This window comes from Chryseobacterium sp. MFBS3-17 (genome assembly GCF_020687745.1).
GTDB lineage: Bacteria > Bacteroidota > Bacteroidia > Flavobacteriales > Weeksellaceae > Marnyiella.
Map to the genome: position 1 here is coordinate 111,157 of NZ_JAJEWK010000012.1, position 17,326 is coordinate 128,482.

The window sequence follows — 17,326 nt, forward strand, 5'->3', positions numbered from 1 at the left end:
TTTTATTTCACGAAGCGGATTGCCGTTTTTCTGTCGGCTTCTCTTTCTTCATCAGAAGCATTTTCATCTACCGTGGCAAATTCTTCACCGTAACCTTCTGCTGCCGTAACCTGTGCAGAGTTCAGTGCATTTTTCACTGCATCAGCTCTATCCTGAGACAGTTTTTTATTCACAGCATCATCACCTTTTTTGTCGGTGTATGCTCCGATTTTCACTTTTGCATCCGGATACGCAGCCAGAATGGCTTTCAGATTTTCCAGTTGAACCTGAGATTCCGCTGTCAGTGTAGTAGTTCCGAATTCAAAATTCAGGTTGTCAAAATTGAACCATCTGTTTTTTAGTTCTTCTTCTGTAGCGTTGGTGTATTCGTCAGAATTCAGGAACATGACCACCTGATCTTCTATACCGCCTGCATAGGCATTGAGTGCGGTGCCATTCGGAAGTGTAACAGTGGTAGACTGTCTTTCCATAGTCATGGTGTCGGTTCCGGATATAGCTGCGGAATCTTCTACTACGCTAAGGGTGTCCGTGCTGTCTGTAGTGGTTGTGGCAGGCTTGTCACACTGTTTCCATAAAAACCAGGCAGCAAGACCCAGTAGCAGTAGTGGCAGTAGCCATTTCCAGATGGATCCGCCTCCTGCATTATCATCGTGCCGGTCTGTGTTCACATGAGTGTTTCCGCCTCTGTTTACCTCAACTTTTGGTTCCTCATAGGAGGTAACTCTGGCGGTATCTGCCGGGTCGCTGCCACCAAACAGGTTTCCTAAACCTAACGAACCTAAGGAAAGTCCCGCTGGCAGGAGTGTAGAGACGATTCCCTTCTGATCTTCAAGCAAAGAACTGATACCGGAAGCCCCCAGATTGTTATCAACCGCATATTTGCCTACAGATCCCAGTGTAGCACCGGTTACCATATTCAACAGCGAATTTGCAGATGAATTGTTGATGCCTGCAAAACTGGCCACTGTGTTGACGAGTCCACCAATTTTATCTCCAAAAATAGCTGAAAGTACAGTGGTAATCAGTGAGTTTCCGGATGATCCGTTAAGCAGATTGCCCAAAATTCCGCTGGAGGTTGCGCCGGTAATGGCATCCAGTACGGAAGGATTGCGGGCATTATTGGCCAGACCTCCTACCACTGCGGGCAGAAGTCCGCTGATGGCTTTTGAGATGCCGGATTCGCTTTCGCCTAACTGTGTGGCAGCTTGTGAAACCAATGCAGGTCCCAGTTGTCCTTTGATAAGGTCAAGAATGTTTAATGACATAATAGTTTAATTTTGTGATTAGATTATTACAAATTTATACAAAAAATTATGGAAAAAACAAAATTTTTCCATAATTTATAATGTTGTTAACAGTGTGTTAAAGAAAGATTTCCGGCCGGAGCATCAATAAGCTTTGGCGAAGATCACTCTTCTTGCGGAAGGTTTTCCCGAAATCATGGAAATCCCGTTTTCTTCTGCGGCATCCAGAGGAATACAACGGATGGTGGCTTTGGTTTCTGCTTTAATCTGTTCCTCTTCTTCGGGCGTACCGTCCCAGTGAGCAAAGATGAATCCGCCTTTTTCTTCCAGAATTTGTTTGAACTCTTCGTAGGTATCTACTTTGGTGATATTGGTATTCCTGAAGTTCAGCGCTTTGGTATAGATTTCTGTCTGTATGGTTGCCAGCAGTTCCTCAATGTAGTTTTCGATGCCTTCAATCGGTTTTACTTCTTTGGTAAGGGTATCTCTTCTGGCAATTTCCAGGGTTTGGTTTTCCAGATCGCGGGCTCCCATGGCAATTCTTACCGGTACCCCTTTCAGTTCGTATTCTGCAAACTTCCACCCCGGTTTGTTCTGATCGTCATCATCAAATTTTACCGAAATGCCTTTTGCTTTCAGTTTCTGCTGAATGTCATCGGCTACCACCCTGATTTGCTCCAATTGCTCTGCTCCTTTGAAAATCGGTACCATAACGACCTGAATGGGCGCCAGTGTAGGCGGAAGCACCAGGCCATGGTCATCTGAATGTGCCATAATCAATGCACCCATCAGACGTGTAGAAACACCCCAGGATGTAGCCCAGGCATATTCCATTTTACCTTCTTTATTGGTGAATTTCACATCAAAAGCCTCCGCGAAATTCTGCCCCAGAAAGTGAGAAGTTCCGGCCTGCAATGCTTTGCCATCCTGCATCATGGCTTCAATACAGTACGTTTCTATCGCACCGGCAAAACGTTCTGACTCAGATTTTATTCCTTTAATCACCGGCATGGCCATGAATTTTTCGGCAAATGTGGCATAAACTTCAAGCATTTTCTCGGTTTCCTCTATCGCTTCTTCTTTTGTAGCGTGGGCGGTATGACCTTCCTGCCATAAGAATTCAGCAGTTCTCAGGAAAAGACGGGTGCGCATTTCCCAGCGTACCACATTGGCCCACTGGTTGATGAGGATGGGCAGATCCCGGTAACTCTGAATCCAGTTTTTGTAGGTGTTCCAGATAATGGCTTCAGATGTGGGCCTTACAATGAGTTCTTCTTCCAGTTTGGCCTCCGGATCTACGATGAGTTTCTGCGGATTATCCGGATCTGTTTTCAGCCGGTAGTGGGTTACCACCGCACATTCTTTTGCAAAACCTTCTGCGTTTTTCTCTTCTGCTTCAAATAGTTTTTTAGGAACAAACAAAGGGAAATAAGCGTTCTGGTGACCGGTTTCCTTGAACATCCGGTCCAGTTCATCACGCATTTTTTCCCATATGGCAAAACCATAAGGCTTGATGACCATGCAACCGCGGACGGCAGAATTTTCTGCCAGATCTGCCTTTACAACCAGTTCATTATACCATTTACTATAATCTTCATTTCTTGATGTTAATTTTGCCATGATGCGACTTTATTTTGAATCTCTTTTTAACTTTTTTGTAACTTAATAATCTAAATTAAAACACGTATATTAGCGGTGTTATTTGCACTATTCTGTGTTTTTACGGCAATGCAAAGATATTTAAATAAAAATTTCCAAATACTATGAAAAGTTATATCCATAAAAGTTTTTCTTCCCTCTGCCGTTCCAAAGCAATTTTGGCTGTAGTCGGAAGTTTCTTGCTGGTTTCCTGCGGCACCCAGATGGGTGGATACAGTGAAACAGACGGCGTATATTATGACCCCAATAATGATACACTGCCGGAAGGCGTGGTGATTGATGACAGAGGTAATGCAGTAGGTGAATACTATAACTATAACTCAGAACATCTGGAAGATGTAAGATCCAGAGACTGGCAGGAGAACAGTAAATATTGGGATGACAATGCATCAGCTTCAGACTGGGGAGCATATGCAGGATCTGAAACCAACTATTACCATGATAACTGGGGTTGGGGAAGTCCGTGGGGTTATTACAGCCCTTATTACAGTGGTTGGCGCGTAGGATTGTCCTGGGGATGGGGCCACCCGTACAGTTGGTCCGGCTGGGGTTGGTATGATCCGTATTGGGGGTACGGTCCTTATTCCTATTGGGGGTATCCTTACAGCAATTGGTATTATTCCGGTTACGGATATTACGGATACAATCCTTATTACTATGGTCCTTCTTACCGTTACCAGAGAAGTGGTGCCAATGGCAGGTTATATAACTCCTACCAGGGCGGACAAGGCTTATATAAGCAAGGAACGCAGGGCGGATTCAGATCCATGTCGGATTCACGCGTGAAATCCTCCAGTCAGCCGTTATGGAATACTACACCCAGAACGAGAAATAATTCTATCCGGAATGTATCGCCGAGCAGTACACCTTCTCAGCAGGTGAGACCCACACCGGGTTACCGTCCGCAGAGCAATCCGCGGCAGGCACCTGTAAGAGATAATCAGCCAAGATATCAAGCGCCAAGAACAAGATCTAATGACAGTGGCGGATTCCGTTCGGGAGGATTTAACAATAATTCTTCATCCGGAGGCGGATTCAGATCCGGAGGTTCTACCGGTGGTGGCATGAGATCCGGCGGAAGATAAAATGATGATTCAAATCAAATTTAAACGTACCTATTTAATATGATTAAAAGATCTTTAGTAATACTTACCGTTGCTGCAGCCTTTTACGCACAGGCGCAGGATGTATCTACCGTACGCAACTCTGTTGATGTTTATTCCGGCTATTCACTTCCGGGTTCCGCAAAACTTAATGCGATGGCCGGTTCCGGCGGAGCGCTGGGTGGCGATGCCACATCTTTGCTGACTAACCCTGCCGGTCTTGGTGTTGCTATTTCCAGTAATATTGGGGCAACGCTCGGCATCCAGAATTATAAAACATCTGCTGCCATGGGAAACTCGGCGGTAGATTTCAATAAAACAATGGCCGAACTGTCCAACGTAAATGGTGTGGCCGCTTTTCAATTGCTTACCGAAACGCCCTGGAAGTTTGTGAATGTAGGGGTGAATATCAGTACCCGGAATCTGGATCAATATATAGAAAGCCCGGGCAATAATAATATCGTCATTCAGAAAGATCTGGTAGACCAAAGCAATACGCCGGTAGTGGGCAATATGACCTATATGGGGCATGGCTATGACCGCACCGGAGTTCAGACCAAAATGGGAATCGGGGTAGGAGCAAACTACGATAACCGACTGTACTTTGGTGCCGGACTGAATTTTCATTCGGGTACACTGGAGCAATACGATACCGCATTAATGGGTCTGGATCTGGATAATTCTGTAAATTATTTCAGCAAGCAGTACACTCCATTTACCGAGGTTTCAAACGGATTCTCGGCAAGTCTGGGGGTAATCGGAAAAGTTAATAACCAGCTCCGGCTGGGCGCAGCTATAGAAACCCCTACATGGTGGGGTATAGACCGCGTGTACCGGGATTATTATACCGATACCAGCGGATACATCAGCTACGAAGATCTGGCGGAAGACCGCACGTTTACATCGCCTATGAAAGCAATGCTGAGTGCAGCTTTTGTTCCGAATAAAAATTTCTCCATCAACCTGGATTACGGCATTGGCCTTACCAAACCGAAATACAAAGTACAGGGTGCTGCCGAGACCGAACTGAATGAATTTTTCTCTGAATTTTCCAATAATACCTCTGAAATTAAGGTCGGTGCGGAGTACCGCATCAAATCACTGAGACTGAGAGGAGGCTATGCCCATACTACCAGTCCTTTTGATGCTGTAACGATTTCATCTTATAACCAAAGCGGAAATATTGGTAATAATTCCTTCAGCGATTTCATTCTGGGCAAAAGAAATACCGTGGGACTGGGTGTCGGGTATGATTTCAGATCCTTTTATATAGATTTAGCATATCAGAACCATAATTCTGAATACAGTAATCCGTTCCTGTTCGGAAGCGTGGCCAATGCAAGTCCGCGTTATACGACCGGATATCATTCTGGAGATTTTGATGTTTCAGAAGAAACATCAGCCGTGTCTCAGGTAAAACATACCGAAAATAACGTTTATCTTACCGTAGGCTGGAAATTCTAGCCTCGGAATATCAGAAACGTTCCTTTGCAAAATACTCCGCCACGGCGGAGTATTTTTATTTAGAGATATTCCCAAAAGTTTTTAGGCGTAATGAACACTCACACTTTAGTGCGCATGAAAACTGTGAATGAAAAAAGCCAGTGCCACCCCCAGAATCACCCAGGCAATTTTTGACCAGTTTACATTGTGATTGCGGTTGCTTTCAAAGATGATAACCGACGAAATATGAAGGAAAATTCCGCCCACTACCGCCATAAAATAAGGTTGCAGGCTTACATCAAAATAGTGACCTGCCACTACTCCCAAAGGAGATGCCAGTGCAAATAATGTGATGACCAGCCAGGAATAGCCGGAGAAATTTTTATTTTTAAACAGAAAGGCGCCCAGAATAAAAGAAATAGGAAGGTTGTGAAAAATAATCCCCTGCAGATAAGGCGAAAATACTTCCGTTTCATAAGCCAGCGGGAATCCTTCTATAAAAGCATGGACAAACATTCCCAAAATTAATGCCACCGGTAAAATCTGTGAATCAGAATGATGATGGAAATGTCCGTGCTCAAAACCTTTGGTAAGGCTTTCCAGCAGCATTTGCATAATGACGCCGGCAATGACCCAGAGCCCGATATGGCTGTCGCCAGACTGGTAAACGGCAGGGAATACTTCATTGACACAAACGGTAATGAGAAATCCCGCACTCAGTATCAGCAGGTTTTTGGCGAATTTTTCCTTTTCACCAAAGAATTTCCCCAGAAGCACGCCTGCCAGCACACTTGCAATGAGCAATACAATAATGTAAAAGGTGTGCATTAGTATTCAGTTTTTTTTCTGAAAATATTGATGCATCTGGGAGATGTTTCTGCACTGAATGCTCCCACATTATAATCGCCAAAGACCGATACCTGTTCGAAGCCAAAAGCGGAACCATACGCAGCAATTTCCTCCAGAGAATGTAGTTTTACCTTTTCATAGAAATGGTGCTCTTTTCCCTGATCATGAAAACGAATATCTTTAATGATATGCCGGTTTTCTATTCTTTTTCTGATGTGAAAGTCAATCTCCTGTTTTCTTTGTGTTTCTTCAGGAATAAGGGTGTTTTGCACCCAGGTTTCATTCAGGAAATCCAGCACAAAATAACCGCCGTCTTTCAGGGAATTGTGTACGGAAGCGAATACTTTCTTATCGTCATTTTCATCTTCAAAATAGCCGAAACTGGTAAAAAGGTTAAAAACGCCCTCTACTTTTTCTGGATGAACGCCGGGATAAATTTCATTCCGGATGTCGTGCACATCAAACTTCAGAAAAGGTTGTGAGTCCTGAGGCGCACCCGGAGTTTCAAATTGTTTGTTGTGCAGAATACTTTCTCTGGATAAATCCAGTCCCAGCACATTGTACCCCATTTTATTAAGGAATACGGAATGTCTTCCTTTGCCGCACGCCAGATCTATAATAGTGGCATGCTGCGGAATTTTTAAATATTCAGTTAAACGGGTAATGAAGTTTTCTGCTTCTGTATAGTCTCTGTCTTTGTACAGAATATGATAGTAAGGTGTATCAAACCAAGTTTCAAACCAAGCCATGGTGCAAAAATAGGACTTTTGGCGCTAAGGTGAAGCCTTCCCTCCAAAAATTAATACAAGAGCACCGGGGTGGTTTCTTCAATAATCAAATTTCATTCAGTACTTTTGCAGCATGGATACAGAAAACCTTCAGATACAGATTAAAACCCTCTTCGGACTGGAGAATGTTTTAGCAGAAGAAATCAAAAAACTGGGCGGCCGCAATGTGGTGGTGAAAAACCGTGCTGTAAACTGTGAAGGAGACCTGGGATTCCTCTATAAAATTAATTTTAGTGCAAGAACCGCCCTGAAGATTCTCATCCCCGTACTCACCTTTAAGGCCTGGGATGAAAACCGGTTTTATGACAAACTCTTTAACTTCCCCTGGGATGAATATATGGATGTGAACCAGTCTTTTGCCATAGATGCTACGGTCTATTCCGAGCGGTTTAAGCATTCACAGTTCATGTCCCTGAAGATGAAGGATGCCATTGTGGATTATTTTAAATTCAAGCATAGAAAAAGACCGGATGTAGATACCCAAAACCCCGATGTCAAATTTCATCTGCACATAGACCGAGAACTGGTGACCATTTCTCTGGACTCTTCCGGAGATCCCTTGTTTAAGCGGGGTTACCGCAGAGAGCAGGGTGAGGCGCCCATCAATGAGGTGCTGGCCAGCGGCATGCTGCAAATGGCAGGGTGGGACGGAAAAGGAAACTTTCTGGATCCCATGTGCGGCTCCGGAACCTTGCTTATAGAGGCGGCAATGATTGCCATGGATCTCCCCGCGCAGATTTTCCGGAAGCGATTCGCTTTTCAGAACTGGAAAAATTATGATGAGGAACTTTTTCAGAAAATAAAAGAAGTCCGCATCAACCGGGTAAAAGAATTTTCCGGGAAGATTGTAGGTTATGACATAGATTCTGCCATGCTGAACGCAGCCCGCATTAATATAGAAGCCGCAGAAATGGAAGATGTGATTGAGGTGAAGAAGAAAAATTTCTTCGAGTCTGAAAAAGATATGTTTCCTTTGCTGATGGTGTTTAACCCCCCGTATGATGAGCGAATTGCCATTAATGATGAAGATTTTTACCGGAAAGTGGGCGATACTTTTAAGCGAAACTATCCGAACACGCTGGCCTGGTTCATTTCCTCAGATCTGGATGCAGCCAAAAAAGTAGGACTGAGACCTTCGCGGAAAATTAAGCTGTTCAACGGAAAACTGGAATGCCGGTTTCTGCAGTTTGAAATGTACGAAGGAACTAAAAAAGTGCATAAATTGCAGTAGATCAGTTGTCTCTAAAATACCAAAGATTTGAATACACTTTCCATTATCATCGCCATTTATAATCGTAAAGATGAACTTTTCGAGTTGCTGACTTCTTTATCCCTGCAAACCGATAAAGATTTTGAAATCCTTATTGTAGATGATGGTTCGCTGGTAGATCTAAGGCCTACTGTGGAGTTGTTTCATGATCGTTTGAATATTCAGTTTTTCCGGAAAGACAATTCAGGTCCGGGACTGAGCCGGAATTACGGAGCCCGGAGAGCCAAAAACGACTGGCTCGTGTTTGTGGATTCAGATGTGATAGTGGAGCAGGATTATGTGCAGAACATAAAAAAAAATATCGCGAAGGTACCGTGTGATGCGTTCGGCGGAGCAGATAAAGCACACCGCGGTTTCAACCTGATGCAGAAAGCTATTTCCTATTCCATGACCTCGGTTTTTACCACCGGTGGCATTCGCGGGAGTAAGAAGGCGGTTACCAAATTTCAGCCCAGAAGTTTTAATATGGGCGTGCGCAAATCTGCTTTTGAGAAAGTGGGCGGTTTTTCTGAAATGCGCATTGGTGAAGATCCGGATTTGTCTATGACGCTTTGGGAAAATGGTTTTACCACTGCTTTTTTTGATGATATCGGCGTGTATCATAAGCGCCGGGTAGATTTTGGTAAATTCTCAAAGCAAGTGTATCAGTTTGGCTGTGCGCGACCTATTCTGAACCAGCGCCATCCGCAGTACGTGAAAATTTCATTTGCTTTTCCGTCACTTTTTTTAATTGGGTATGTGCTGGGATTTATTGAATATTTCTTTTTTGAGCGCGGATTTATCCTGGCCATGTACGGTCTGTACACTTTTGTGGTATTTTTTCATGCATTGCTGAAAACCGGTAATGTAAGCATTGCGGCCATGGCCATTATTGCTACGTATATCCAGATGTTTTCTTACGGTTATGGCTTTCTGAAATCCTGGATTTTGATGAATGTAATGCGCATGAAACCCGAAGATGCCTTCCCGAAGCATTTTCATAAAGAATAAAAGCACTGATTGCTCAGTGCTTCCCTATTAATTATTCAAAAGTTCCTTCAGTTTCTCTTTTAATTTTTCGGCATTTGGCAGCATTTCTTTTTCCAGAACCAGATTGATGGGTACTGCCGGAAGATTTAGTGAGCCCATAGCTTCCACAGGGGCATCAAGGTGCCTGAAACATGCTTTTGTAATGCGGTGTGCAAAAGCCTCAGCAAATGAATTCTGAATTTGTTCCTCGGTCAGGACGACGCATTTTCCATGAAGTTTCACCCGTTCAAAGACTAATTTTTCATCCAAAGGTATCAGCGTTCGCAAATCGATGATTTCTACCCGGCCTTCAAAACTTTTTACCGCCTCTTTAGCCCAATAAACGCCCATTCCGTAGGTGACAATCACAGCGGTGCGCCCTTTTTCTGTTTCACTTTCAGATGCCTGCTCTATGATATTGGCTTTCCCGAATGGCAAAATATAATCTTCTGCCGGCTCTATGGTTTTGGCGTCCTCGGTGCCGGGAACTTTGCTCCAGTACAAGCCTTTATGTTCCAGCATTACCACCGGATTGGGGTCGTAGTAGGCTGCTTTCAGCAGACCTTTAAAATCTGCTGCATTGCTGGGATAGGCAATTTTGATGCCTTTAATATTGGCTAAAATACTCTCTACACTTCCGCTGTGGTACGGGCCACCGCCGCCGTAAGCGCCAATCGGAACCCGGATGATATTGCTCACCGGGAATTTGCCGTGAGACAGATAAGATGATTTGGAGATTTCGGTAATCAGCTGGTTAATGCCGGGATAGATATAATCTGCAAACTGAACTTCTACAATCGGTTTCAGTCCTACGGCGCTCATGCCCACTGTCGAACCAATGATGTACGCTTCCTGAATGGCGGTATTGAACACCCTTTTATTTCCGAACTTGGCTCCAAGGGTTACCGTCTCCCGGAATACGCCTCCGATTCTTTCGCCCACGTCCTGGCCATAGAGCAGCGCTTCAGGATGTTTCCACATCAGCTCCTGAATGGCGTGTATGGCCGCATCTACCATGACAATTTTCTCGGCAGCACCGGCGGGAACACGGGTTCCGGTTTCTTCTGTAATAGGAGTGGGCGCGAAAACGTGATTTTCAACGGTTTCCGGAGCAGGATCATCTGCCTGAATGGCTTTTTCAAAGGCTTCCTCGGCTTCTATTCTGGCTTTTTTGGTAATCTGCTTCAGTAATTCCTCATCTACTCCTTCTTCCAGAAGGTGTTGTCTCAGGATGTTTCCGGGGTCTTTGGCGCGGTGTTTTTCCAGATCTGCTTCGTCCCGGTAAAATTCGCGGCGTACACCCGACGTATGATGGCCTATGAGTACGGTGCTGGCGCAAACCAGCATCGGTTTTCGTTCTGTTCTCACAAAATCTACCGCCGTTTTCATAGCTTCGTAGCTGGCTACAAAGTCAGTGCCATCTGCCCGCATGCGGTTCAGACCCACAAATCCGGCAGCAAAATCATAGGCGTCAGAAGTTCGGGCTTCATCCTTGGTCACAGAAATGCCCCATTCATTGTCCTGAACCAGAAATATAACGGGAAGTTGGTGCAACGCTGCAAACTGAAATGCTTCAGAGACTTCACCTTCAGTAATGGAATTATCACCGAAACTGCACAAAACGACCGGGTTGTTATCAAAATTTCTAAGGTTAAATTCTTCAATATATTGAATGCCTTGTGCCACACCGGTTGTCGGGATGGCCTGCATGCCGGTGGCAGAACTTTGATGAATGATTTTGGGTTTGTCTTCTTCCAGACTGGAAGGATGGGAATAATAGGAGCGCCCGCCGGAAAAAGGATCTTCAGCTTTTGCCAGTAATTGCAGCATAAGTCTGTAAGGCTCAAAACCAATGCCCAGCAGCATACTCTCGTCACGATAGTACGGCGATATCCAGTCATCTGGGGTCATCTGGTAGGCGGCTGCCAGCTGTATTGCTTCGTGCCCGCGTGAGGTGCTGTGCACGTACTTGGTAATGCTTCTGTTTTCCTCATAAATGTCTGCCATGGCTTTGGCAAGCATCATGTGGTTAAAAGCTTTTAATAAGATTTCCTGTGATATTTTTTCTTTTGCGGTTGTCTCCATAGTGAGCAAATATACTAAATCCTGCATGGTATTCAAAACCGGATGCAGGCAGGGCGGCAACGGTCATTGGTGATGGTTGAAAGCGGACACAGATCCTTTAGATAAAAGACTTCAGGTGCTCTTACTGCAGCGAGAAATAGGGTTCCAGGATGTCTTCGTAATGGTACAGTCCCGGTTTTTTATGCTTCAGGTTTTCGACGGCGAAGAGCACACCATTCCCGAAGGCTTCTCTGGAAATGGATTCGTGAACCAGTCTTACCGTCTGAAACGGAAATCCAAAAATCACTTCATGTTTGCCCACTATTCCGCCCGCCCGTACGGAGTTGATTTCGTCTTTTTCCAGGTCCAGTTCTTCGGCAATTTTCAGTGCAGTGCCGGAAACTCCTTTTTTCTCTTTAAAATGTTCTTCGTTAATTTCAATATCCACCCACGGTGCGATTTTTTGAAGGAATTTTGCAGCAAAGAGCAGATAATTGACGCCCAGGGTAATGTTCGGACTCCAGAATACCACTGTTTTCTCAGCAAGCTGTTTTAATAATTCCTGCTGTCTTTCGCCATAATGAGATACTGCACTTACGATGATGATTTTTCGCTCTGCAGCGTGCGGACCGTAATTTTCAATACTTTTTTCTGAAGAAAAATCAATGAGGACATCTACCGGATACTGATCCAGTAAAGTTTCTATGGCAACAGACTTCGCAGAGAAAATAGTGGCGTCAGAATCAGATTCAAGTCCCAGGAATTCGGCGGTGTTTCTGCCATGCAATAGGGAACTTTCTTTAAATACCCATGCCAGCGTATGCCGGTCATGCTGCAGAATTACACTAGCTACTGCTTTTCCTGTTTTTCCAAATCCGATTAATCCAATTTTCATAGTCTTTATTTTTTGCGTAAAACATTTAAAAAGAAGAAACTGGCGGTCTCACAGTTGAAATTCAGAAGTGAAATCAGATGATTTATGTAGCGGAGTTGCCAGTTTAGTATGCTAAAGATACAATTTTCAAAATTAAAAAGGGGTAAATGAAAGCGGGTCAACATTATATTTTGGTTAAATTTAAGCAGCGGAAACATGCATGACTCGGGATGTAATTCAGATCATGTCCGGAAATCAACAGGAGATTTCTATATGGTTTTTTTAACAGATTCACAGAAGAAAAGACCACTTTTTTATCACGAAAAATTGCATTATTTTTACCAAAATTCTTTGTAAAATGTACTTGATTTTTGATACCGAAACCACGGGATTACCTAAAAATTTCAACGCACCGCTGACGGATTCAGACAACTGGCCCAGAATGGTGCAGATCGCCTGGCAATTGCACGATAAAAATGGAAACCTTATTGAAAATCAGGATTATGTGATAAAGCCTGAAGGATATGATATTCCGTTTAATGCCACCCGGATTCATGGTATTTCTACCAAAATGGCTCATGCCGAGGGCCGGGATTTACAGGAAGTTCTTCTGGAATTTCAGGAGGTTCTGAAGAAAGCTGAAGTGGTGGCCGGACATAATATAGAATTCGACTACAATATTGTGGGAGCAGAGTTTCACCGCAAGCAGATGGACAATGTTCTTGCGCAGATTCCAAGTGCAGATACCATGCAGTTGGGAACCGATTTCTGCCAGCTGGGCGGTGGAAAAAACGGGAAATATAAATCGCCGAAACTTTCAGAACTTTTTGAAAAATTATACCAGCATCAGTTTGATGAAGCGCACAATGCTGCCGCCGACGTGAATGCGACCGCACAGGTCTTTTTTGAAATGATGAGAATTGGCGTGATTCCGGCAGAAAAAGTAAAGATTTCTGAGGAAGAACTGCGCACATATCAGCAGCGGCATCCTGATCCCATACAGCCGTTTGGAATCATTATCCGTCGGCAGGTCGCTGATTCCCGGAAGAAGAAAAAAGTTGATTTCGGAGATACCCATGACATAGAAATCGGAGATTATTTTAATTTTCACAACCACAGCATCTACTCGTCCCTGCAGGCATCAAGTCACATTCATGACCTGGTGGCCAAAGCACTGGACAATAATTTTGCGGCAGCTGGTCTGGTAGATCTGGGCAATATGATGGGCGCTTTCAAGTTCGTGACAGAAGTTGAAAAAACCAACGGTACCATCAAAAAGAAATACCAGGAATTTCTGGAAAGTAAAAAGAAGGCTGAAGATGAAGGGATTAATTTCAGTGGGGAAGAACCACGCAAAGATCCCCTGATTCCGGTCATAGGATGTGAATTTTATCTTTCTGACCGCCCGGAGCAAAAGCAGTTTACAAAAGATGATCCCGACCGCCGGACCCATGTTGTGCTGCTGGCCAAAAATTTCAACGGCTATAAAAATCTGGCAAAACTTTCCAGCCTTGGTTATGTGAATGGATTTTACTTTGGAGTTCCCCGGATTTCCAAAAAGATGATTGCTGAGTACAGGGAAGATCTGATTGCTTTCACATCAGGAATCAACGGAGATGTGCCCAGTACCATACTGGAATATGGAGAGCAGAAAGGCGAAGAGGTTTTCCGGTGGTGGAAAGATATCTTTGGCGACGATTTTTATGTGCAGATTCAGAACCATGAAGTGGATGAAGAGGAACACGTGAATGAGATTCTTCTGGAATTTGCCGAAAAATATGAAGTGAAAATTCTGGCGCAGAATGAAACTTATTACACCGCGCAGAAGGATGCCAATATTCAGGATATTCTGTTTTGTATAAAAGATGGTGAAAAGCTGTCTTCTCCCATAGGCAAGGGCTTCGGGAAGAGAAGAGGATTACCCGGAAATCAGTATTACATTAAAGATGCCGAAGAAATCAAACAAAGTTTCAGGCAGTTTCCGGATGCTTTTGAGGCTTACACTGAGCTGCTGGCCAAGTTTGAACCCTATACCCTTAAGCGTGATGTGCTGCTTCCGGAATTTGCCATTCCGCAGGAGTTTCAGAGTGAAGAAGACCTGGCCGATGGCGGCAAGCGGGGCGAAAATGCATACCTGCGGCATTTAACATACGAAGGAGCCAAAGAACGGTATGAAGTGATTACCGATGAAATACGGGAGCGGCTAGACTTTGAACTGGAAGTAATTGCCAATACGGGCTATCCCGGGTACTTCCTCATTGTGCAGGATTTTTGCAATGAAGCCCGGAAAATGGGGGTCTGGGTCGGACCAGGACGGGGTTCTGCAGCGGGTTCTGCCGTAGCGTACTGTACCGGAATTACCAATGTGGATCCCATTGCATATGACCTCCTTTTTGAGCGTTTCCTCAATCCGGAGCGTATCTCTATGCCCGATATTGATATTGATTTTGACGATGAAGGCCGTGATAAAATCATAAAGTGGGTGGTAGAGAAATATGGTAAAAGTAATGTGGCTCAAATCATTACCTACTCTGTGCTCGGCGGTAAATCTGCCATAAAGGATGCCGGAAGGGTGCTGGATGTGCCCATTCCGGAAACCAATAACATCGCAAAACTGGTGCCTTCCACACCCGGCATGAACATCGCGAAGGCTTTTTCGAAATTTGACAAGTTGAGTGATGAAGATAAGATTCTGGCTCAGGAAATGAAAGATATTCTGGCAAATCCGGAAGATGAGCGCTATGGGGTGCTCTCTGCAGCACAACGTATGGAGGGTTGCATCCGCAATACGGGGATCCACGCTTGTGGGGTCATCATTACGCCGGAAGACATTTCGAACCTGGTGCCCATCACCATTGCCGCCAAAGATGCAGATATCCTGGTGTCACAGTTTGATAACTCGGTGGCAGAAAATGCCGGCCTGTTGAAAATGGACTTCCTGGGACTCAGAACGTTAACCATTATTAAGCATGCCATTAAACTTATCAAACAAAGGCATGGTATAGAAATTAATCCGGATGAAATTCCGCTGGATGATGCCAAAACCTATCAGCTTTTTAAGGAAGGCCGTACCGTAGGGATTTTTCAGTATGAAAGCCCAGGTATGCAGAAATATATGCGAGAACTGAAACCAACGGTTTTTGCGGATCTTATTGCCATGAACGCACTTTACCGGCCCGGTCCCATTAAATATATTCCGCTTTTCATTAACCGGAAACACGGGCTGGAAGAAATTGTGTATGACCTGCCGGAGACCGAAGAATATCTGAAGGAAACCTATGGAATTACCGTATATCAGGAGCAGGTAATGTTGCTTTCTCAAAAACTGGCCAATTTCACGAAAGGCGAAGCAGATACCCTGAGGAAAGCGATGGGTAAAAAACAGAAAGATGTTCTGGATAAAATGTATCCGAAATTTTTGGAAGGGGGTCGGTCCAATAATCTGGATGAAGAAAAACTCAATAAAATCTGGAAAGACTGGGAAGCCTTTGCAGAGTACGCGTTTAACAAGTCTCACTCTACCTGCTATGCACTCATTGCCTATCATACTGCCTATCTGAAGGCAAATTATCCTGCAGAATACATGGCCAGTGTGATGACCAATAACCTGAATAATACCAAGCAGATTACCATGTTCATGGAAGATTGCCAAACGATTGGTGTTGATGTTCTGGGGCCGGACGTGAATGAAAGTCAGTACGAATTTTCTGTGAATGACAAAGGCCAGATTCGTTTTGGACTGGGGGCCATCAAAGGGATTGGTGAAGGTCCCAGTGAAGCCATTGTGGAGGCCAGAAGAACGTCACGTTTTGCCACCATTTATGATTTTTTTGAAAAGGTTCCTGCTTCACAGATGAACAAACGGGTAGCTGAAAGTTTGGTGATTGCTGGTGCTTTTGATGAGGTAGACCAATACCACCGGGCACAATATTTTGATATTGATGTATCGGGGAAAACCAATCTGGAAAAGCTGATCCGGTACGGGCAGAGTTTTCAGGAGAGTAAAAATGAAATCGAGAATTCTCTTTTTGCAGATTTTGCTGATGAGGTTAAAATTGAACCGCCGAAGATCAATCCCGCCCCGGAATGGCAAAATATGTATAAGTTGAATAAAGAGAAGGAAATCATCGGGTTTTATCTTTCTGCACATCCGCTGGATGAGTTTAAATACCAATATATGTTCATACAGGGTGCACTGAGTAAAATGGCGGTGGTAGATCAGGTTGCGGAACAGGTGATTCCCGAAATTGAGAAAGTGATTCTCCCGGTAGAGGCAGATGATGAGGATGCAGAAGCGGATCTCGTGATGGTGGATGAAGAGGGCGAAATAGTGGAAGAAGAACAGAAAATTGCCGTAGCCAAAGGCAGTTTTAACTTCCTGACTCTGGATGAAATTGATCTGTTTCGTGAGCAGAATTTTGGAGCGGAGCAAATCAAATTGTTTAATGAAATAAAGGACTATAAAGAAAAGCAGAATTTCAATGCCAATGCCAAAGAATATATGGTGGCCGGCTTGGTCACGGAATATACCATCCGGGATGGGAGAAACAGCGGCGAAAAAATAGCGTTCATTACCCTTGAGGATTATTCCGGCAGTTATTCCTTCCGCCTGGGAGACCGGGATTATCTGCGGCTGAAAGATAAAATAGACCTGCAGCGTTTTCTTATTTTTAAGATTAAATATTCTATAGCAAAAGACGGGCGGGTTTTCGTGAATGTGAATGATGTTTTCGAACTGAAGGAAGCTTTTGATCAGTTCGCCAAGAGTCTGACGGTTGTGGTAGATATCAACCATCTCCGGCCACAGGATGTGGAGTTCTTTGAGCAGCATTTGCTGGGAGAGCAGGGTGGAGGTAAGAAGTTGAATTTCTTTATCAAAAATCCTGCAGATGAGAGTTTTATTGAAGTCGTGAGTTTATGCACCTCTGTAAGCATTACCGGTAATTTGTTAGCGGTTTTTAGTGATTTGCATAAATATGAAGTATTTTTGAATTAATTCAATCATAAATCTATATATGAATTTA

11 protein-coding genes are annotated in these 17,326 nt (G+C 44.1%); 5 read left to right on the forward strand and 6 right to left on the reverse strand.

Going from position 1 to position 17,326, the window contains the following annotated elements; genetic code table 11:
• Positions 1-2: 2 nt before the first annotated feature.
• Complete coding sequence (locus LKO26_RS10870; RefSeq protein ID WP_227587889.1) at positions 3-1,265, reverse strand: OmpA family protein; 1,263 nt, start codon at positions 1,263-1,265, stop codon at positions 3-5.
• A gap of 123 nt (positions 1,266-1,388) precedes the next feature.
• The gene (gene proS / locus LKO26_RS10875; protein WP_227587890.1) at positions 1,389-2,864 is read right to left on the reverse strand and encodes a proline--tRNA ligase; all 1,476 of its coding nucleotides are present in this window, start codon (positions 2,862-2,864) and stop codon (positions 1,389-1,391) included.
• Between the two features lie 143 nt (positions 2,865-3,007).
• Here proS and LKO26_RS10880 point away from each other — a divergent pair, with 143 nt between their 5' ends.
• Positions 3,008-3,988 (forward strand): prolyl-tRNA synthetase, encoded by a 981-nt coding sequence (locus tag LKO26_RS10880; RefSeq protein ID WP_227587891.1) that lies wholly within the window; start codon positions 3,008-3,010, stop codon positions 3,986-3,988.
• 39 nt (positions 3,989-4,027) lie between these two features.
• On the forward strand, positions 4,028-5,470 hold the full coding sequence (locus tag LKO26_RS10885) for an OmpP1/FadL family transporter (protein WP_227587892.1): 1,443 nt from the start codon (positions 4,028-4,030) through the stop codon (positions 5,468-5,470).
• A gap of 105 nt (positions 5,471-5,575) precedes the next feature.
• Here the strand turns inward: LKO26_RS10885 and LKO26_RS10890 are convergent, their stop codons facing one another.
• Together LKO26_RS10890 and LKO26_RS10895 are read right to left on the reverse strand one after the other, a co-directional pair.
• Positions 5,576-6,277 (reverse strand): ZIP family metal transporter, encoded by a 702-nt coding sequence (locus tag LKO26_RS10890; protein WP_227587893.1) that lies wholly within the window; start codon positions 6,275-6,277, stop codon positions 5,576-5,578.
• The gene (locus LKO26_RS10895) at positions 6,277-7,047 is read right to left on the reverse strand and encodes a class I SAM-dependent methyltransferase (protein ID WP_227587894.1); all 771 of its coding nucleotides are present in this window, start codon (positions 7,045-7,047) and stop codon (positions 6,277-6,279) included. The genes LKO26_RS10890 and LKO26_RS10895 overlap by 1 nt, the downstream gene beginning before the upstream one ends.
• Positions 7,048-7,159: 112 nt before the next feature.
• Here LKO26_RS10895 and LKO26_RS10900 point away from each other — a divergent pair, with 112 nt between their 5' ends.
• Together LKO26_RS10900 and LKO26_RS10905 are read left to right on the forward strand one after the other, a co-directional pair.
• Entirely contained in the window at positions 7,160-8,317 is a 1,158-nt protein-coding gene (locus tag LKO26_RS10900; protein ID WP_227587895.1) for a class I SAM-dependent RNA methyltransferase, read from the forward strand.
• Between the two features lie 27 nt (positions 8,318-8,344).
• On the forward strand, positions 8,345-9,346 hold the full coding sequence (locus LKO26_RS10905; RefSeq protein ID WP_227587896.1) for a glycosyltransferase: 1,002 nt from the start codon (positions 8,345-8,347) through the stop codon (positions 9,344-9,346).
• A gap of 27 nt (positions 9,347-9,373) precedes the next feature.
• Here the strand turns inward: LKO26_RS10905 and LKO26_RS10910 are convergent, their stop codons facing one another.
• Both LKO26_RS10910 and LKO26_RS10915 read right to left on the reverse strand, forming a co-directional pair.
• Positions 9,374-11,449, reverse strand: a complete 2,076-nt coding sequence (locus LKO26_RS10910) for a thiamine pyrophosphate-dependent enzyme (protein WP_227587897.1) — start codon at positions 11,447-11,449, stop codon at positions 9,374-9,376.
• Positions 11,450-11,570: 121 nt separating this feature from the next.
• Positions 11,571-12,323 carry a 4-hydroxy-tetrahydrodipicolinate reductase gene (locus tag LKO26_RS10915; protein WP_227587898.1) on the reverse strand — a complete coding sequence of 251 codons (753 nt, stop codon included), beginning with the start codon at positions 12,321-12,323 and terminating at the stop codon, positions 11,571-11,573.
• Between the two features lie 337 nt (positions 12,324-12,660).
• Here LKO26_RS10915 and dnaE point away from each other — a divergent pair, with 337 nt between their 5' ends.
• Positions 12,661-17,298, forward strand: coding sequence for a DNA polymerase III subunit alpha (gene dnaE / locus LKO26_RS10920; protein WP_227587899.1), 4,638 nt, complete (start codon positions 12,661-12,663; stop codon positions 17,296-17,298).
• Positions 17,299-17,326 lie beyond the last annotated feature (28 nt).